The organism is Nocardioides koreensis, assembly GCF_039531775.1.
In the GTDB taxonomy this organism is placed as follows: Bacteria; Actinomycetota; Actinomycetes; order Propionibacteriales; family Nocardioidaceae; genus Nocardioides; species Nocardioides koreensis.
In genome coordinates, this window is record NZ_BAAAQR010000001.1 from 288,875 (window position 1) to 306,592 (window position 17,718).

A 17,718-nucleotide genomic window follows, 5' to 3' on the forward strand; every position below is an offset into this window, starting at 1 on the left:
ACGGCATCTTCGACATCATGACCGACACCCCCTCCGTCCCGCCCCCGGGCGAAAGGCCGACCGCTCCCCCGCCGTACACGTCGCCGTACCCGATGTCCCCCTCGGGCGGTCCCCCGCCGCCCGCCGGGCCGGCGCCGACGCGGCGTGGTGGTCGTTCGGGCCTCGTGGCCTCGGTGGTCGCGACGTCCCTGCTCGTGGGCGGGGCGGCGGGGGTGGCCGGTGCGGCCGCCTGGGACCAGTGGGGGACCAACGGCGCCGGCTCGGCCCCGCCGTCCGCGGCGCGGAGCACCTCGCAGGTGGTGGACACCCCCGACCGGCCCGCCGCCCAGGGCTCGGTGGAGCAGGTCGCCCAGAAGGTGCTGCCGTCGGTGGTGAAGATCGACGTGGCCGGCGCCCAGGAGTCGGGCTCCGGCTCGGGCATCATCCTGAGCTCGGACGGCCAGATCCTCACCAACAACCACGTGGTCGCGATCGCCGGCAGCTCCGGGAGCATCTCGGTCTCCTTCAACGACGGGTCCTCGGCCAAGGCGAAGGTGCTGGGCACCGACCCGCTCACCGACACCGCCGTGATCCAGGCCGACGGCGTCTCCGGGCTCACCCCGGCCACCATCGGCAAGTCCGCCGACCTCGCGGTCGGGCAGGGCGTGGTGGCGATCGGCTCTCCGTTCGGCCTGGAGTCGACGGTGACCAGCGGCATCGTCAGCGCGCTCGACCGGCCGGTCGACGTGGGCTCGGACGGTCAGGGCAACACCACGGCGTACCCCGCCATCCAGACGGACGCGGCGATCAACCCCGGCAACAGCGGCGGCCCGCTGGTCGACCTCAACGGACACGTGGTCGGCATCGACGCCTCCATCCAGACCACCGGTTCCTCGGGCACCGAGCAGGGCGGCTCCATCGGGCTCGGCTTCGCGATCCCCATCGACGAGGTGATGCCGATCGTCGACCAGATGGCCAACGGCGAGACGCCGACCCATGCCCGGCTGGGGATCTCGGTCTCCAACGTGGCGAGCAACGTCGGCGCCACCGTGACCGAGGGCGCGCAGGTGCGCGACGTCAACAACGGCTCGACGGCCGCCAACGCGGGCCTGCAGAACGGCGACGTGATCACGAAGGTCGACGACCACCAGATCAGCGGCGCCGACTCGCTGGTCGCGACGATCCGGTCCTACCGGCCCGGCGACGAGGTCACCCTCACCTACCAGCGCGGCGGTGACACCAACACCGTCCAGCTGAAGCTCGACTCCGACGCGAACACGTCGAGCTCCTGAGCCACACGACACCCGGGCGTGGGTGAGAGCCGCCCGGGTGTCATGCCCCCGAGAAGGCGGGGCCCCGGCCATCGAACGGTCCGTCTCCCGTTCGACCCGGCTGTGGCCCCGCTTCCTCGTGCCCCCGGCGGGCGGTGAGCAGGCCACCGATCGGCGTAGGCGGAACGGTGGCTCACCCACCGCCTAGGGTGCGTGTCTCAAGTCGACGCCGTCGCGAGCGGGGTTTCGCGCCGTATCTGGCAAGGCGGAGGCGCGAAGGCGGGACGGAGTCCCGGCGAGTCGCCGACAACGCCGCCAGATCGGATGCGAAGGCCCGCGCAGCAGGCGCATCGACTTGAGAGACGTGCCCTAGCTAGGTGCCGACGACCAGCCGCTTCTGGAACTCGCCGAGCCGGGCGATCGGCACGAACCCGAGGCGCTCGTTGACGCCGACCATGTGGGCGTTGACCTCCGCGTTGTACGTCGTGAGCTGCGTCAGGTCCGGGCGCCGGGCCTGGAGCAGGCGCAGGTTCGCGACCTTGACCGCCAGGCCCAGCCGGTGACCCCGGGCATCGCGGCGGACCAGGGTCCCCCACTGGTAGGCCTTTCCCGGCTCGTGCTCGGTGGTGGCGACATCCGAGTAGGCGACCACGTCACCGCGCGCGTCGAGGGCGACGGTGTTGTACTTCCGCCGGCCCTGTCGGGCCAGCAGCGCCTCGTCCTCGCGGACCACCGCGGGGTCCGCGCTCTCCGGCTCGCGCTCCAGCTCACCGGTGGGCGCCTCGGTCATCAGGGTCGAGGTGAGCCGGGCCCAGCCGTCCACGAGGTCCTCGGGAACCGGCCCCGCGAAGGACCGCAGCGTGTACGCCGCGTGGTGCGGCGCCGCCTCGGCCGCCAGGCCGTCGAGCAGCCCGGCCGGCACCGGCAGCTCGAGCACCCGCTTGACGTCGCCGAGCCCGAGCTCGTAGCCCGAGGCGCGTGCGAACTCCGGCCCGGGCTCCCCCGCGCCCTCCGACCCGGCCTCGTGGCTCCACACCGACTCGGCGTTGAGCAGGGCGCGCCCACGCTCGCGGGCCTCCACCTCGAGCCGTTGCACCATCTGTGTCGCCAGGCCGCGCCGCTGCGACCCGGGGTGCACGTGCACGGCGAGCGTGGCGCTGTCCAGGTTGTCCAGCAACGGTGTCGACACCTGGCCGACCACGACGACCCGACCGTCCCGAAGGCCCCGGAAGCCGCCGATCCAGCGACGGGCGCCCTGTTCGAGGAACGAGGCCCGCACCTCCTCACGCATCCACGGCGAGGCGACGTCGCCCATCGCGTGCTCGGCGGCGAGGTAGACGTCGTAGAAGGCGTCGAAGGCGTCCCGGTCGTGGGGGTCGACCGTCTCGATGACCAGGTCGTTCATCGGACGCGCTGCACCCGGCCCTCGTCCCACACCGGGCCGTCGGACTCGTAGACCCCACCGTCCGCGCCGTACACGAGGAACCGGTCGAAGCCGCGGGCGAACCAGCGGTCGTGGGTGACCGCCAGCACGGTGCCCTCGAACGCCTCGAGGCCCTCCTCCAGCGCCTCCGCCGACTGCACGTCGAGGTTGTCGGTCGGCTCGTCGAGCAGCAGCAGCGTCGCGCCGGAGAGCTCGAGCAGCAGGATCTGGAAGCGCGCCTGCTGGCCACCGGAGAGCGACTCGAACTTCTGGTCCGCCGCGTGCGCGAGCTCGTAGCGGTCCAGCACCCGGCTGGCCTGCTCGCGGCCCATCCCGTCCCGATGGTCGTCACCCCGGTGCAGGATCTCCAGGAGCGTGCGCCCGATCAGCTCGGGGTGCTCGTGGGTCTGCACGAACCACCCGGGCCGCACCCGGGCGCCGAGCTTGGCCTTGCCGGTGTGGTTCACCGGCGCCAGCTCTCCGGTGGTCGAGCCTGTCGAGACCCCGACGGGCTGGTGCTCCACGTCGGGGTCGGACCCGCCGGCGGCCAGCAGCCGCAGGAAGTGCGACTTGCCGGACCCGTTGGAGCCGAGCACGGCGACGCGCTCGCCGTACCAGACCTCGAGGTCGAACGGCTTCATCAGGCCGAGGAGCTCGAGGTCCTCGCACACGACGGCGCGCTTGCCGGTCCGGCCGCCCTTGAGCCGCATCTTCACCTGCTGCTCGCGGGGCTGCTCGGTCGGCGGGCCCGCCTCCTCGAACTTCCGCAGCCGGGTCTGGGCCGCCTGGTAGCGACTCGCCATGGCGTCGTTGTAGGCCGCCTTCTGCTTGTACATCAGCACCAGGGCCTTGAGCTTGGCGTGCTCCTCGTCCCAGCGCTTGCGCAGCTCCTCGAAGCGCGCGAACCGGTCGCGGCGCGCCTCGTGGTACGACGCGAAGCCACCCGGGTGCGTCCACACCTGGTTCCCCGCACTGCCGAGCTCGACGGTCACCACCCGGGTGGCGGTGTTGTTCAGCAGCTCGCGGTCGTGGCTGATGTAGAGGATCGTCTTGTCGGACTCCCGGATCCGCTGCTCGAGCCAGATCTTGCCGGGCACGTCGAGGAAGTTGTCCGGCTCGTCGAGCAGCAGCACCTCGTCGGGGCCACGGAGCAGGAACTCCAGCACCAGCCGCTTCTGCTCTCCACCGGACAGGGTGCGCAGCTCGCGGTACTTGGCCCGGTCGTAGGGCAGGCCCAGGCCGGCCATCGTGCAGACGTCCCAGGTGACCTCGAGGTCGTAGCCACCGGCATCGGCGTACTCGGCCAGCGCCGCGGCGTACGTCATCTGGGTCTTCTCGTCGTCGGTGTCCATCAGCGCGCGCTCGCAGCGGTCCACCCCGGCGGCGGCCGCGCGGATCCGGGGCGGTGAGACCGAGAGCAGCAGGTCGGCGACCGTGGGCGCCTCCCCCAGCCCGGCGTTGACCATCTGGCGCATCACGCCGAGCCCACCGGTCCGGGTCACGACCCCGGCGTGCGGGACCAGGTCGCCGGTGACGATCCGCAGCAGCGTGGTCTTGCCAGCCCCGTTGGCACCCACGAGCGCGACCTTGGCGCCCTCGCCGACGCGGAAGGACACCTCGTCGAGGAGCACCCGCCCGTCCGGCAGCTCGTAACGCACTCCGGCGACATCCACGTGACCCACGTCGAAGGATTCTCCGTCATCGGCCCCTGTCCCGGCATCCCGTTTAGCGGCGATACGGAAACGCGGGGGCTGCACACAGGGAACTCACAAGGTCGGTCTTCACCGTGGAGACATGCCCGGTACCACCGGGATCCCGATCCGAGGAGTCACGATGACCCACGACCGCACCACCAGCCTCCGTCGCACCAGCCGGGTGCGCCGCTCCCTCCTGGTCGGCGCCGTCACCGCCTCACTCGGCGTCACCGCAGCCTGCGGCATCGCCGCCCAGAACACCGCCGGCACGAGCACCGGCTCCGGATCCGGCACCGGAGGTGGTGGCGGATCCCACAGCTCGGCCACCACCGGCAACCACCGGTCCGCCGGCACGCCGACCCTCCAGCAGGGCTCGTCGACGGCCAGCCACGCCACCTCGAGCGGGTCCTGACATGGTCGCCGCACGCGAGTGGGACCTGTGGAGCACCCGGGCCCGCCTGGTGGTCACCGACCCGGCCGCACTCGACCCGGCACTGGTCCTGGTCGACGACCTGCTCGCGGCGGTCGAGGGGGCGGCCAGCCGGTTCCGCCCCGACTCGGAGGTGAGCGTGCTGCGTCCGGGACCGGACGGGACCGTGCTCGTCTCCCCGATGCTGGCCGACCTGCTCGGCGAGGCGCTCGCCGCCGCCGAGCGGACCGACGGCGCGGTGGACCCCACGATCGGGGCCGCCCTGTCGGCGCTGGGCTACGACCGCGACATCCGGCTCGTCGAGAGCGGGACCGGCCTGGTCGCGCTCGTCCGGCCGGTGCCCGGCTGGCGGACGCTCCGGCTCGCGGGTCGTCGACTCACGCTGCCGGACGGCCTCGAGCTCGACCTGGGCGCCACCGCCAAGGCCGTGGCCGCCGACCGCACCGCGGCCCTGGTGGCCCAGCGGCTGGGGACCGGCGTGCTGGTCAGCCTGGGCGGTGACATCGCGACCGCCGGCCCGGCCCCCGAGGGCGGCTGGCAGGTCCGGGTCCAGGACACCGGGTCCGACCCCGCCGCCCACGTCGCGCTGCCGGCCGGCTCGGCCCTCGCGACCTCCAGCACCGTCCGGCGTACCTGGATCCGGGGCTCCGAGACCCTGCACCACATCGTCGACCCGGCGACGGGTCGGCCGGCCGACCCGGTCTGGCGCAGCGTCAGTGTGGCCGCCACGACCTGCAGCACCGCCAACGCGGCCGCGACCGCGACCATCGTCAAGGGCGACGCCGGACTCGGGTGGCTCTCCGCCCGGCGGCTGCCGGCCCGCCTCGTGGACCGCGACGGCGTGGTCCACCTGCGCAACGGCTGGCCGGAGGAGCCCACGGGGGTGGCGGCATGACCGAGGCACTCTGGGCGCTCGGCCGCGGCACCGGCATCGTCGCCCTGGTGATGTTCACGATCACCCTGGTCCTGGGCATCGTCACCCGGTCCGGGCGCTCCGTGGGCGGGCTCGGCCGCTTCGGCGTCGCCGACGTGCACCGCACCGCCGCGCTCACCGGCGTCGGCCTGGTCGCCGTGCACGTGGGCAGCCTGCTCTTCGACCCGTACGCCCAGCTGCACCTCGTCGACCTGGTCTTCCCGTTCCTCGGGAGCTACCGGCCGCTCTACCTCGGCCTGGGCACCCTGGCCGTGGACCTGCTGGCGGTCGTCACCGTGGTCAGCCTGCTGCGCCACCGGGTCGGCCCGCGGGTCTTCAAGTCCGTCCACTGGCTCACCTACCTGCTCTGGCCGGTGGCCCTGGTCCACGCACTCGGCACCGGCACCGACGCCACGTCGGTGTGGATGACCGGCCTGGCCGCGGCCTGCTTCACGGCCGTGACCGCGGCCGTCGGCTGGCGGCTGCTGCCGGCGTTCGAGGACCGCGGCCGCCAGCGCACTCCCCGAAAGGTCTCCTGATGAGCACGATCGCCCCCGTCGACACCCGCCGGCTGCTCACCGCCGAGCCCGCCGACTCGCTCCCGGTGCTCTCGCTCGAGGCGCTGCTGGCGCTGGCGGAGGAGTCCGGCCTGACCGGCCGCGGCGGTGCCGGCTTCCCCACCGCCATCAAGCTGCGCGCGGTCGCCGAGGGCGGGACGGCACCCGTCGTCGTCGGCAACGCGATGGAGGGCGAGCCGCTGAGCCGCAAGGACGCCGTGCTGCTGACCCGTGCCCCCCACCTCGTGGTCGAGGGGCTGGCCCTGGTCGGGCGGGCGCTGCGGGCCCGCGAGACCGTGCTCGCGATCGGTCCCGAGATCAATCCGGCCGCGGCCGAGGCGGCGGCCCGGGTAGGCCGGGTCCGGGTCGCCCGGCTCGAGGGCGGCTTCGTGGCCGGGCAGGAGTCCGCGCTGGTCAACCAGCTCGACGGCCGTCCGGCGGTGCCCCGCGACCCGCTGGTCCGGATCACCACGAAGGGTGTCGACGGGCGACCGACGCTGGTCCTCAACGCCGAGACCCTCGCCCAGCTGGCGCTCGCCGCACGGCACGGCGCGGCGTGGTTCCGGCTGGCCGGCACCGAGGAGGACCCCGGCACCTCGCTGTTCAGCATCAGCGGCGCCGTCGAGCGCTCGGGCGTGGTGGAGGCCGCCCGCGGCAGCCGGCTGCGCGACGTACTGGCCGCCGCGGTCCCGGTGGACCCGGTGGCGGTGCTGGTCGGCGGCTACCACGGCGCCTGGCTGCCGGCCTCGCAGCTCGACACCCGGCTGACCGCCCGGGAGCTCAGGCCGTGGGGTGCCGCGGTCGGCGCGGGTGTGCTGTACGTGCTGGGCCGGGACCTCTGCCCGATCCGCGCGGCCGCCGCCATCGCGACGTACCTCGCCGACGAGTCCGCCGCCCAGTGCGGACCCTGCGTCAACGGACTGCCCCGGATGGCCGATGCCCTGCAGCGGCTCGCCGACCGGGTCCCGGACCCGGGGCTGCCGCACGAGATCGACCGGATGCGGCTGCTCGTCGTCGGGCGCGGCGCCTGTGCCCACCCCGACGGCACCGCCCGCATGGTCGCGAGCACGATGCGCGTCTTCGAGGACCACGTCACCAGGCACCTCGCCGGTCACTGCGAGATCGAGGGAGCTCGACGATGAGCCGGCTGCACGTGGACTGGACCCGCTGCGACGGGCACGGTGCCTGCGCCGAGCTGGTGCCCGAGCTGCTCGCCAGCGACGAGTGGGGGTTCCCGGTCAGCCGGACCGGCGAACGCGACCCGGAGGTGCCGGCGTACCTCGCCGAGCACGCCGAGCACGCCGTCCGCAGCTGCCCGCTGATGGCCCTGAGCCGCGTCTGAACGAGTGACCCGAAAAGGGGACGTTTCGCCGGCGTCCCCCGCTTAGGATCCCGAGCATGGGGACGGGGCCCGGGAGTGTGGCGCGCGCGCAGGCCGTCGAGCGTGCCCCGAGCACGCGGCCGTGGGCGCGCACCACCGCGATGTCGGTGTACGCCGCGCTGTTCGTGCTCTGGTCCGAGCTGCTCGGGATCCCCAGCGGCACGCTCCAGGTGTTCGCCTGGCTGTGGCTGGGCACCGTCGCCTGGCACGTCGAGGCGCACCCTCGCTACCACCTGAACTTCCTGCTCGACTGGTGGCCGCCGGTGGTCGGGCTGATGATCTACTTCTACAGCCGCGGCCTGACCGACGACCTCGGGTTCGGGGTGCACTTCACGATGCCGATCACGGTGGACAGCTGGCTCGGCGGGGGCGAGACGCCGACCCAGCGGCTGCAGGAGGCCTGGTGCGGTGACCCGTGCCTGCGGGAGACCCCGCCGCGCTGGTTCGACGTCGGCTTCACCACCGTCTACATGTCGCACTTCCTGGCCGGCCTCACGATCGCCGCGGTGCTGTGGGTGCGCAACCGGGTCGAGTGGGTCCGCTGGATGCGCCGCTACGTGACCATCAACTTCGGGGCCCTGGTCGTCTACATCCTCTACCCGATGGCGCCGCCGTGGATGGCCGCCGAGCAGGGGTACCTCCCCTCCGGCATCCACAAGATCACCGGTCGCGGCTGGTCGGACCTAGGCCTCGGCCACTTCGACGTGGCCCTGTCAGGGGTGGGCAACCCGGTGGCGGCCATGCCGTCGCTGCACGCCGGCATGACCGTCCTGATCGCCGCGTACGCCGTGCAGCGGCTACGCACGCCCTGGCGCTGGCTGCTGCTGGCCTACCCGGTGGCGATGTCGACCGCGCTCGTCTACTACGGGGAGCACTACGTGGTCGACGTGCTGGCCGGCGCCCTGCTCGCCGCCCTCGTGCTCGTCGGCTGCAAGGTGTGGGAGGACGCGCGCGGCACCTGACCCCCGGGTGGCTCAGTCCTCGGCCTACCCGGCCCAGAGGTTGATGCCCGAGTCGACCGCGTCCTTGTCGATGGCGGCGAGCTCGTCCTCGCTCAGCGGCGGGAAGGCGAGCGCGTCGAGGTTGGTGTCGAGCTGCTCGACCGAGCTCGCGCCGATGACCGCCGAGGTCACGCGCGGATCGCGCAGCGCCCACTGCAGCGCCATCTGCGCCAGCTTCTGGCCGCGCGCCGAGGCGATGTCGTTGAGCCGGCGCACGTGGCCGAGCACCTTCTCGTCGAGGTGCTCCCCGGGGATCGTGGAGTCGGAGCGGGCGGCGCGCGAGTCCTCGGGCACACCACCCAGGTAGCGGTCGGTGAGCAGCCCCTGGGCGAGCGCGGTGAACACGATGCAGCCCATCCCCTGCTGCTCGAGCTCGTCGAGGAGACTCTGCCCTCCGGTACCAGGGGCCTCGATCCAGCGGTTCAGCATCGAGTACGACGGCTGGTGGATCAGCAGCGGCGTCCCGAGGTCGCGGGCGATGGTGGCGGCCTCGCGGGTCTGCTCGGCGGAGTACGACGAGATGCCGGCGTAGAGCGCCTTGCCCTGTCGCACCGCGTGGTCCAGCGCCGTCATCGTCTCCTCGACCGGGGTCTCCGGGTCGAAGCGGTGGCTGTAGAAGATGTCGACGTACTCCAGGCCCATCCGGGCCAGCGACTGGTCGAGCGAGGCGAGGACGTACTTCCGCGAGCCGCCGCCCTGGCCGTAGGGGCCGGGCCACATGTCGTAGCCGGCCTTGGTCGAGATGACCAGCTCGTCGCGGTAGGGCGCGAAGTCGTCCTTGAGGTAGCGACCGAAGTTCTCCTCGGCGCGGCCGTAGGGCGGGCCGTAGTTGTTGGCGAGGTCGAAGTGGGTCACGCCCCGGTCGAAGGCCCGGCGCAGGATCGCGCGCTGGTTCTCCTCCGACCGGTCGTCACCGAAGTTCTGCCAGAGCCCGAGCGAGAGCGCGGGCAGCTTCAGGCCGCTGCGACCGGTGAAGCGGTACTCCATGCCGGTGGCGTCGGTGTCGTAGCGGTTCTCGGCTGCTTCGTAGGTCATGCCCAGCATCCTCTCTCGCCCGCCCGGGCGTGGGGGAATCAGGCCGGGCGGCGGCTCTCCAGCACCCGGAACCCCTTGGCGCTGGCGAGCCGCGCGGTCGGGTAGCCCTGCTCCGCCAGCCACCGTTGCAGCGAGTCAGCGCCAAGGTTCTTGCCGACCACCATCACCGCGCGGCCCCCCGGGACGAGCCGGGGCAGCCAGGTCAGCAGCAGCTGGTGCAGCGCCTCCTTGCCGATCCGGATGGGCGGGTTCGACCAGATCTCGTCGTACGCCGCGTCCGCGGGTACGCCGTCCGGCGTGCCGGCCGTGTAGCGGTCGGCCACGCCGAGGGCTGCGGCGTTCTCGTTGGCCAGCAGCACCGCACGCTCGTTGACGTCGACCGCGGTGACCACGGCGGTCGGGGCGGCCACCGCCACCGCCAGCCCGATGACGCCGTACCCGCAGCCCAGGTCGAGGACCCGGCCCCCGCCCGGCGGCTCGGTCTCCCGGAAGAGCACCGCCGTGCCGATGTCGAGACGTCCCTGGGCGAAGACCCCGGACCCGCTGGTCAGGTCGAGGTCGTGGCCCCACACCGTGGCGTGCACCGGCGCCCGCTTGAAGGCCACCGACGGATCGGCGCTGAAGTAGTGCTCATCCATGTCCCACCTCGGTCCTCCGGGCGCGGGTCTGCTCGGCGCGCGCGGCCAGCTCCCGGTCCGCGGGGTAGCCGACCTCCTCGAGCGTGAGCCCGTGCGCGTGGGCGACGGTGACCGCGGGGTCGCGGACCCGGGCGCCCAGCACCTCGCCGGCCCACGCGACCGGCCGGCGTCCCTCGCCCACGGCCAGCAGGCAGCCGACCAGGGCGCGCACCATGCTGTGGCAGAACGCGTCGGCGCGGACGGTGGCCACGGCGACACCGACCGGGTCACGGTCCCAGGAGAGGTCCAGCAGCGTGCGGATCGTGGTCGCACCCTCGCGCTTCTTGCAGAACGACGCGAAGTCGTGCTCCCCCACCAGCAGCGCCGAGGCCGCATTGACCGCGTCGAGGTCCAGCGGACGCGACCAGGCCAGCACGTGCCGGCGGGTCAGCGGGTCCACCGTCCCCGGTCGGTCCGCGACCCGGTAGGCGTAGCGCCGCCACACAGCGGAGAAGCGGGCGTCGAACCCGTCCGGGGCCGCGGCCACGCGGCGTACGCGCACGTCGGGGGGCAGGATCCCGTTGAGCCGGCGCAGCAGCGCCTCCTCAGGGGGGTCCTCCGAGCGGCCCGCCGAGGCGGCGAGCACGGACTCCTCGACGTCGAGGTGGGTGACCTGGCCGCGCGCGTGCACGCCGGTGTCCGTCCGCCCCGCGCACACGACGCTCGCCTCCGGGACCCGCAGCGCCGTGGCGAGCGCCGCCTCGAGCTCGCCCTGCACGGTGCGCAGTCGCGGCTGGGTCGCCCAGCCGTGGAAGTCGGTGCCGTCGTAGGCGAGGTCGATCCGGATCCGCACGCCCCGAATCCTGCCATCGGCCCGGTCGGCACCAGGCCGCCGACCTGCGCTCAGCCTGAAGTCACCGATCCGGTGAGTTCAGGCTCAGGGGAGCTCGTGGCGGTACGGCGGGTCCGCGCCGGGCCGCGACACGGTGACCGCCGCCGCGCCGGCGGCGTGGGAGAGGATCGCCTCGACCTGCTCGCGGTCGAGCGCGCCGAGCGCCTCCCGGTGGTCGGCGCCGAGCTGGCCGGCGTCCCACAGGGCGTCGAGGAGGGCCGCGCCGAAGGTGTCGCCGGCGCCGATCGTGTCCGCCACCTCGACGGTGTGGGAGTCGACCTCGACCACGTGGTCCGGGCCGACCCAGAGCGCCCCCTCGCCTCCCCGCGTGACCACGACGGCCCGGGGACCCAGCGACAACAGGCGACGCGCGGCCTTGACCTGGTCCAGCTGCGGGTAGATCGCCTCGAGGTCCTCGTCGGAGGCCTTGACCAGGTCGGCGATCGCGGCCATCCGCTCCACCCGGTCGATGAGGTCGGGCCCGGTGCCGGTGATCGCCGGCCGGGCGTTGACGTCGTAGCTGATCGTCGCCACCTCGCGCAGGCCCTCGAGCAGCGCGACCACGTCGTCGGCGCCCGGGCTGAGCACCGCACCGAGCGAGCAGGTGTGCACGACCAGCGGGTCCGGGCCGGACTCCACCTGGTTGAGCCGCCACTCGAGGTCGAACTCGTAGTCCGCGGCCCCGTCCACGCCGATCGTGGCCTCCGCCGTCGAGGTCCGCGAGACGGCTCCCGGGTCGGAGGCCAGGGTGACGCCGGCCGAGCTCAGGTGCTCCGCGACCAGGCGGCCGTGCTCGTCGTCGGCGAAGCTGGTCGCGAACCGGACGGTCCGGCCGAGCCGGGCCAGGGCGACGGCCACGTTGGCGGCGCTGCCGCCGGCGTACTCCTTGGTCTCCCCGTCCGCAGCGTTCACGATGTCGACCAGGGACTCACCCACCACCAGCACGTCGCGATCCATGGGGAGACTCTGACGCATCGGCCGGGCGGTGCGACACGTAGGGTCCGTCTCATGGACGTGCACCCGATCGACGCCGCGTCGGGCACCCCGCCGTACGAGCAGCTGCGCACCCAGATCGCCTCGCGGGTGGCGTCCGGCGAGCTGGCGACCGGCACCCGGCTGCCGACCGTGCGGGCGCTGGCGGCCGACCTGAACCTGGCCGTCAACACGGTCGCCCGGGTCTACCGCGAGCTCGAGGCCGACGGCGTCGTGGGTGACCGAGGGCCGACGCGGCACGTTCGTCGCCACCTCGGCCGCGGCGGGGTCGGGGGCGGCTCGACGGGCCGCGGAGCAGTACGCCGCCGCCCTCCGGCGCCTCGGCGTCAGCCTGCCCGAGGCCCACAAGATGCTCGACCAGGCCTGGTCCACCTCCTGACCCACCCGGGGCGTCCCCGAGGTGGCGGACGGCAAGGCGGCCAAGGGGGCCGCCCTGCCCGGTCGTGCGGCGAGTGGGACCAGCCGCTCTCTGCTGTCAAACCCGGTCAGGCTCGCTCTCACCTGCGGCTCGGCACGACCTCGTCCGCCACGGCACGGCGTCCCTCACTGCAGGAGCCGTCGTGCCAGCTTGCAGAAGTCGAAGTCGGGGTAGGTCGGGAAGTGTCCCTTCTCATCGATCACGTAGAGATTCTTCAGCTCCCCGCCCGGCTGGTGGTCGCCGAGCGTGTCGAAGAGCGCCCGGAGCGTGATCCGTCCTGCGTCTGACAGGACCGGCTGGTGCCTGGCGTTCTCCACGGCGAAGGGCACACCCTCGTCCACGGTCAGGAAACGCCACAGGTCGCCCTTGACGTGCTCCGCGCTGAGCTCGCGGAAGTAGCCGTGGCCGTGGGCGTACGCCTTCTTGCCGTTGTCGAGGTTGGTCCAGGTCTCGTGCCACCGGTAGTGGTCGTGCAGCAGGTAGGCCTGGCGGTGCGAGCCGGGGACGTTGTAGATCACCTGGTGGCCGCTGGCGTGGCCGGAGATCTTCCACGGGAAGCCGCATGACTTGTCGACGTTCGAGTAGGGCTCGTCATAGTGCTTGTCCGAGTAGACGCTCCCCGCCTGGGTGGCCAACGCGGGAGCGCCCAGCGGGATCAGTGCGAAGAAGAAGAGGGTCGAGAGCAGTCGACGGATCATGGCCGTCCTCCTTGCCGGGCCACGACAGGGCGCGCGGCCCTGCTCACGTGCCTACTCCACAGACCCCGCTCCGCGCATCCCCCACAGTGGCGATCATGGCTGCCGACGGACCGGCCGCAGGCTCCGCTCCCCCGGTCCTGTGGACAACCCCCGTCCCCCGGTCCGGGCTGTCCCCACCGCCTGCCAGTGTGGTCGGCACGTTCCCACGGAGGCCCCATGACCGACCACGACCCGATCCTCGCCAAGGTCCGCAAGCTGCTGGCCCTGGCCGAGGACCCGGCGGCAACCGAGCACGAAGCCGCCACCTACACCGCCAAGGCGGCCCAGCTCATCGCCGACTACGGCATCGACCAGGCTCTTCTCGCCCGGTCGGACCCCGCGTCGGACCCGGTGGGTGACCGCGTGCTGACCCTGGACGCGCCGTACGCCGCGGACAAGGCCGACCTGCTCTCGACCGTCGCCTGCCGCCTGCGCTGCCGGGCGGTGCAGCGCACCCGCTGGCGCGACGGGCGCAAGGAGCTCTCGCTGCACCTGTTCGGCCACCACTCCGACCTCGAGCGCACCGAGCTGCTCTTCACCAGCCTGCTCCTGCAGGCGGCGACCGGCCTCTCCCGGACCCGCGTCCCGCCCGAGGAGCACAAGGCCGCGTTCCGCCGGTCCTGGCTCGCCGGCTTCCGGATGGCGATCGGCGACCGCCTCGACACCGCCGAGCGGCGGGCGCAGGCGGCGTCCTCCGACAGGTTCCGCGCGTCCGGGACCTCCACGGAGCTGGTCCTCGCCGACCGGTCCGCCCTCGTCGAGGCCGCACTCCACGACGCCTACCCGCGTCTCGCCACCGCGCGGGCGCGACAGCTGTCCGGCTCCGGCGGCGCCGAGGGTTGGGCCGCCGGCCGCCGCGCCGACCTCGGCGAGCGACGCGTCGGGGGCGACCGGCGCAGCCTGCCCCGCCGCGGCTGAGGCGCCCCGGATCGCGACATGACGAAGGCCCGCCACCCTCGCGGGTGACGGGCCTTCGCTGACCTGGTGTGGGTCAGGCCTTGCCCTCGGTGTCCTCGGCCTCGGTCTCCTCGGCGGGAGCCTCGGCGGCCTCCTCCGTGGTCTCGGCCTCGGCGACGGTGCTCTCGGGCACGGTCTCCTCGGTCATCTCGACCGGGGCGTCCTCAGCCGGAGCCTCGGTCTCCTCGGCCGGAGCGGCCTTGGGGGCCTCGGCCTTCTTCGCCTTCGTGGCCGGCGCCTTCGGCGAGTACGCCTCGGTCACCAGCTCGATCACGGCCATCGGCGCGTTGTCGCCCTTGCGGGGGCCGATCTTGGTGATCCGGGTGTAGCCACCCGGACGCTCGGCGAAGGTCGGCGCGATCTCGGTGAACAGCACGTGCACGACCGACTTGTCGCGGACGGTCTTGAGGACCTCGCGACGGTTGTGCAGGTCGCCCTTCTTCGCCTTGGTGATCAGCTTCTCCGCGACCGGGCGCAGCACGCGCGCCTTGGCCTCGGTGGTGGTGATCCGACCGTGCTCGAACAGGGCCGTGGCCAGGTTCGAGAGGATCAGGCGCTGGTGGGCCGGGCTGCCGCCGAGGCGGGCACCCTTCTTGGGAGTGGGCATTGCTTCTCTCGTTTCTCTCCGGCCGTGTCAGGTACCGGGGTAGACGACCCGGGGAGGGTCGGTTTGGTTGATTGGTACTGCTCGTCCTCGACGCTGATCAGTACTGTTCGTCTTCGACAAACGCGTCGTCGTCGTCGTCGCCGTACGCCGCCAGGGCGGCGTGCGGGTCGAAGCCGGGCGCGCTGTCCTTGAGGGACAGGCCCATCTCGACCAGCTTGGCCTTGACCTCGTCGATCGACTTGGCGCCGAAGTTGCGAATGTCGAGCAGGTCCTGCTCCGAGCGCGAGATGAGCTCACCCACGGTGTGGATGCCCTCACGCTTGAGGCAGTTGTAGGACCGGACGGTCAGCTGCAGGTCCTCGACCGGGAGGGCGAGGTCGGCAGCCAGCTGCTCGTCGACCGGCGACGGGCCGATGTCGATGCCCTCGGCCTCGACGTTCAGCTCGCGCGCCAGGCCGAACAGCTCGACCAGGGTCTTGCCGGCCGAGGCGATCGCGTCGCGGGGACGGATCGACGGCTTGGTCTCGACGTCGATGACCAGCTTGTCGAAGTCGGTGCGCTGCTCGACACGGGTGGCCTCGACCTTGTAGGTCACCTTCAGGACCGGGCTGTAGATCGAGTCGACCGGCATCCGGCCGATCTCGTTGTCGGCACCCTTGTTCTGCACCGCCGAGACGTAGCCACGGCCGCGCTCGACGACGAGCTCCATCTCCAGCTTGCCCTTGTCGGACAGGGTGGCGATCTTCAGGTCCGGGTTGTGCACCTCGACACCGGCCGGGGGCGCGATGTCGGCGGCGGTGACGTCACCGGCGCCCGACTTGCGGAGGTACATGGTCACCGGCTCGTCGTGCTCGGAGGAGACGACGAGGCCCTTGAGGTTGAGGATGATCTCGGTGACGTCTTCCTTGACGCCCTCGATGGTCGAGAACTCGTGGAGAACGGTGTCGACCTTGATGCTGGTGACGGAGGCGCCGGGAATCGACGACAGCAGGGTACGACGCAGCGAATTGCCGAGCGTGTAACCGAAGCCGGGCTCGAGCGGCTCGATCACGAACCGAGAGCGGAACTCGTCAACGGTCTCTTCCGACAGGGTCGGGCGCTGAGCGATAAGCACTGATTCTTTCCTTTCCGGGCCAGCCCACTATTTGACGGGCCCGAACAATGAAGGTGAAAAGGAAGGTGGTGACACCCCGGGGAGTCCCGGGGTGCCCCCGTGGGTGTTACTTCTTCGAGTAGTACTCGACGATCAGCTGCTCCTGGACCGGGATGTCGATCTGCGCCCGGACCGGGAGCTGGTGCACCAGGACCCGCATGCGCGAGGGGATCGCCTCGAGCCACGCCGGGACGACGCGCTCACCGTGGGTCTCGCGAGCCACGATGAACGGGGTCATCTCCAGCGACTTCTCCCGGACGTCGATGACGTCGTGGGCGGTGACCTGGAAGGACGGGATGTCGACCTTCTTGCCGTTCACCTTGAAGTGGCCGTGCACGACGAGCTGACGAGCGTGGCGGCGCGTGCGGGCGAACCCGGCGCGGTAGACCACGTTGTCGAGGCGGCACTCGAGCATCTGCAGCAGGTTGTCGCCGGTCTTGCCCGGACGGCGCGAGGCCTCGACGTAGTACTTGTGGAACTGCCTCTCGAGGATGCCGTAGGAGATACGCGCCTTCTGCTTCTCACGAAGCTGGAGGAGGTACTCGCTCTCCTTGATGCGGCCGCGGCCGTGCTGGCCGGGCGGGTAGGGGCGACGCTCGAACGCCGAGTCGCCACCAACGAGGTCGACACCGAGACGGCGCGACTTCTTGGTCATGGGGCCGGTGTAGCGGGCCATAACTCAGTTGTCTCCTAGTTCAGTCTCGGGTGATCAGACGCGGCGGCGCTTGGGCGGCCGGCATCCGTTGTGGGGCGTGGGGGTGACGTCCTGGATGGTGCCGACCTCGAGGCCGATGGCACCCAGCGAACGGATCGCCGTCTCGCGGCCCGAACCCGGACCCTTGACGAAGACGTCGATCTTCTTCATCCCGTGCTCCATCGCCCGACGACCCGCGGCCTCGGCGGCCATCTGCGCGGCGAACGGGGTGGACTTGCGCGAGCCCTTGAAGCCGACGGTGCCGGCCGAGGCCCACGAGATCACCGCACCGGTGGGGTCGGTGATCGTGACGATGGTGTTGTTGAACGTGCTCTTGATGTGAGCCTCGCCCTGGGCGACGTTCTTCTTCTCCTTGCGGCGCACCTTCTTGGCGCCGGCCGCTGTGCGGCTCTTGGGAGGCATGCAGTATCTCCTGAAGTAGCTGGTCTGGAAGTCTGTGGAAGATCAGGTCGGTGATCTGCCGATTTCGGTGGTCGGGACCACCTCCGTCAGGCAGGGGTCACTTGGCCTTCTTCTTGCCGGCAACCGTGCGCTTGGGGCCCTTGCGGGTACGCGCGTTGGTCTTGGTGCGCTGACCGCGGACCGGGAGGCCCATGCGGTGGCGGCGACCCTGGTAGCTGCCGATCTCGATCTTGCGGCGGATGTCTGCCTGGACCTCGCGACGGAGGTCACCCTCGATCTTGAAGTTGGCTTCGATCGCGTCACGGAGCTTGACCAGCTCTTCATCACCCAGCTGGTGGACGCGGAGGTCGGGGCTGACCCCGGTGGTCTCCAGCAGCTGCTGGGCGCGGGTACGGCCGATGCCGTAGATGTAGGTGAGTGCGACCTCGATGCGCTTGTCGCGCGGAAGGTCAACACCAACGAGGCGTGCCATGTGGTGGCGCTTCCTTTCAAAAGGGCCGAAGCCCTTCGGGTTGTCCACAGAGGTGTCTGGTCGTGTCGCGT

21 protein-coding genes and 1 pseudogene are annotated in these 17,718 nt (G+C 72.0%); 10 read left to right on the top strand and 12 right to left on the bottom strand.

All coding sequences use genetic code 11. The features are described from left to right. The first annotated feature begins 17 nt into the window (after positions 1-17). Positions 18-1,271 (top strand): S1C family serine protease, encoded by a 1,254-nt coding sequence (locus ABD268_RS01275; protein ID WP_344146386.1) that lies wholly within the window; start codon positions 18-20, stop codon positions 1,269-1,271. Between the two features lie 352 nt (positions 1,272-1,623). Here the strand turns inward: ABD268_RS01275 and ABD268_RS01280 are convergent, their stop codons facing one another. Beyond that, positions 1,624-2,655: a GNAT family N-acetyltransferase gene (locus ABD268_RS01280; protein WP_344146389.1), complete on the bottom strand. Its 1,032-nt coding sequence runs from the start codon at positions 2,653-2,655 to the stop codon at positions 1,624-1,626. Then, complete coding sequence (locus tag ABD268_RS01285) at positions 2,652-4,355, bottom strand: ABC-F family ATP-binding cassette domain-containing protein (RefSeq protein ID WP_344146392.1); 1,704 nt, start codon at positions 4,353-4,355, stop codon at positions 2,652-2,654. Before ABD268_RS01285 ends, ABD268_RS01280 begins: the two co-directional genes overlap by 4 nt. A 112-nt stretch (positions 4,356-4,467) precedes the next feature. Here ABD268_RS01285 and ABD268_RS01290 point away from each other — a divergent pair, with 112 nt between their 5' ends. Genes ABD268_RS01290 through ABD268_RS01315 form a run of 6 tightly spaced genes read left to right on the top strand, consistent with a single transcriptional unit; the run spans position 4,468 to position 8,610 of the window. Next, positions 4,468-4,779, top strand: coding sequence for a hypothetical protein (locus ABD268_RS01290; protein WP_344146395.1), 312 nt, complete (start codon positions 4,468-4,470; stop codon positions 4,777-4,779). Between the two features lies 1 nt (position 4,780). Further along, the gene (locus ABD268_RS01295; RefSeq protein WP_344146398.1) at positions 4,781-5,692 is read left to right on the top strand and encodes an FAD:protein FMN transferase; all 912 of its coding nucleotides are present in this window, start codon (positions 4,781-4,783) and stop codon (positions 5,690-5,692) included. Continuing rightward, entirely contained in the window at positions 5,689-6,249 is a 561-nt protein-coding gene (locus tag ABD268_RS01300; protein ID WP_344146401.1) for a ferric reductase-like transmembrane domain-containing protein, read from the top strand. Before ABD268_RS01295 ends, ABD268_RS01300 begins: the two co-directional genes overlap by 4 nt. Next, positions 6,249-7,409 (top strand): NADH-ubiquinone oxidoreductase-F iron-sulfur binding region domain-containing protein, encoded by a 1,161-nt coding sequence (locus tag ABD268_RS01305; RefSeq protein WP_344146403.1) that lies wholly within the window; start codon positions 6,249-6,251, stop codon positions 7,407-7,409. Before ABD268_RS01300 ends, ABD268_RS01305 begins: the two co-directional genes overlap by 1 nt. Next, complete coding sequence (locus ABD268_RS01310) at positions 7,406-7,609, top strand: ferredoxin (protein WP_344146406.1); 204 nt, start codon at positions 7,406-7,408, stop codon at positions 7,607-7,609. Before ABD268_RS01305 ends, ABD268_RS01310 begins: the two co-directional genes overlap by 4 nt. 56 nt (positions 7,610-7,665) lie before the next feature. Continuing rightward, positions 7,666-8,610, top strand: a complete 945-nt coding sequence (locus ABD268_RS01315; RefSeq protein WP_344146409.1) for a phosphatase PAP2 family protein — start codon at positions 7,666-7,668, stop codon at positions 8,608-8,610. Positions 8,611-8,634: 24 nt separating this feature from the next. Here the strand turns inward: ABD268_RS01315 and mgrA are convergent, their stop codons facing one another. The 4 genes from mgrA to ABD268_RS01335 form a co-directional block, all read right to left on the bottom strand. Beyond that, positions 8,635-9,684, bottom strand: coding sequence for an L-glyceraldehyde 3-phosphate reductase (gene mgrA / locus ABD268_RS01320; RefSeq protein WP_425573656.1), 1,050 nt, complete (start codon positions 9,682-9,684; stop codon positions 8,635-8,637). A gap of 38 nt (positions 9,685-9,722) precedes the next feature. Further along, complete coding sequence (locus ABD268_RS01325; RefSeq protein ID WP_344146415.1) at positions 9,723-10,322, bottom strand: class I SAM-dependent methyltransferase; 600 nt, start codon at positions 10,320-10,322, stop codon at positions 9,723-9,725. After that, positions 10,315-11,154: a tRNA pseudouridine(38-40) synthase TruA gene (gene truA / locus ABD268_RS01330; protein WP_344146418.1), complete on the bottom strand. Its 840-nt coding sequence runs from the start codon at positions 11,152-11,154 to the stop codon at positions 10,315-10,317. Before truA ends, ABD268_RS01325 begins: the two co-directional genes overlap by 8 nt. Before the next feature lie 84 nt (positions 11,155-11,238). Beyond that, positions 11,239-12,150 (bottom strand): carbohydrate kinase family protein, encoded by a 912-nt coding sequence (locus ABD268_RS01335; protein ID WP_344146421.1) that lies wholly within the window; start codon positions 12,148-12,150, stop codon positions 11,239-11,241. A 51-nt stretch (positions 12,151-12,201) separates the two neighbouring features. Between ABD268_RS01335 and ABD268_RS01340 the strand changes: the two are divergent. Then, positions 12,202-12,342: pseudogene (locus ABD268_RS01340) on the top strand (GntR family transcriptional regulator); the annotation flags it as partial. A 61-nt stretch (positions 12,343-12,403) separates the two neighbouring features. Then, positions 12,404-12,565, top strand: a complete 162-nt coding sequence (locus tag ABD268_RS01345) for a hypothetical protein (RefSeq protein WP_344147959.1) — start codon at positions 12,404-12,406, stop codon at positions 12,563-12,565. A gap of 164 nt (positions 12,566-12,729) precedes the next feature. On the opposite strand, the gene ABD268_RS01350 is transcribed toward ABD268_RS01345, so the two are convergent. Beyond that, on the bottom strand, positions 12,730-13,302 hold the full coding sequence (locus ABD268_RS01350; protein ID WP_344146424.1) for a hypothetical protein: 573 nt from the start codon (positions 13,300-13,302) through the stop codon (positions 12,730-12,732). Positions 13,303-13,518: 216 nt separating this feature from the next. Here ABD268_RS01350 and ABD268_RS01355 point away from each other — a divergent pair, with 216 nt between their 5' ends. Then, positions 13,519-14,259 (top strand): DUF2786 domain-containing protein, encoded by a 741-nt coding sequence (locus ABD268_RS01355; protein WP_344146427.1) that lies wholly within the window; start codon positions 13,519-13,521, stop codon positions 14,257-14,259. 73 nt (positions 14,260-14,332) lie between these two features. Here ABD268_RS01355 and rplQ read toward each other — a convergent pair whose 3' ends face one another. The 5 genes from rplQ to rpsM all read right to left on the bottom strand — a co-directional run bounded on the left by rplQ (position 14,333) and on the right by rpsM (position 17,647). After that, entirely contained in the window at positions 14,333-14,905 is a 573-nt protein-coding gene (gene rplQ, locus ABD268_RS01360; RefSeq protein WP_344146430.1) for a 50S ribosomal protein L17, read from the bottom strand. Between the two features lie 97 nt (positions 14,906-15,002). Further along, the gene (locus tag ABD268_RS01365) at positions 15,003-16,019 is read right to left on the bottom strand and encodes a DNA-directed RNA polymerase subunit alpha (protein ID WP_344146433.1); all 1,017 of its coding nucleotides are present in this window, start codon (positions 16,017-16,019) and stop codon (positions 15,003-15,005) included. 106 nt (positions 16,020-16,125) lie between these two features. Next, positions 16,126-16,734, bottom strand: coding sequence for a 30S ribosomal protein S4 (gene rpsD / locus ABD268_RS01370; RefSeq protein ID WP_344146436.1), 609 nt, complete (start codon positions 16,732-16,734; stop codon positions 16,126-16,128). A gap of 33 nt (positions 16,735-16,767) precedes the next feature. Next, on the bottom strand, positions 16,768-17,175 hold the full coding sequence (gene rpsK, locus ABD268_RS01375; protein WP_090849777.1) for a 30S ribosomal protein S11: 408 nt from the start codon (positions 17,173-17,175) through the stop codon (positions 16,768-16,770). 97 nt (positions 17,176-17,272) lie between these two features. Then, the gene (gene rpsM, locus ABD268_RS01380) at positions 17,273-17,647 is read right to left on the bottom strand and encodes a 30S ribosomal protein S13 (protein ID WP_344146445.1); all 375 of its coding nucleotides are present in this window, start codon (positions 17,645-17,647) and stop codon (positions 17,273-17,275) included. Between the last annotated feature and the right edge of the window lie 71 nt (positions 17,648-17,718).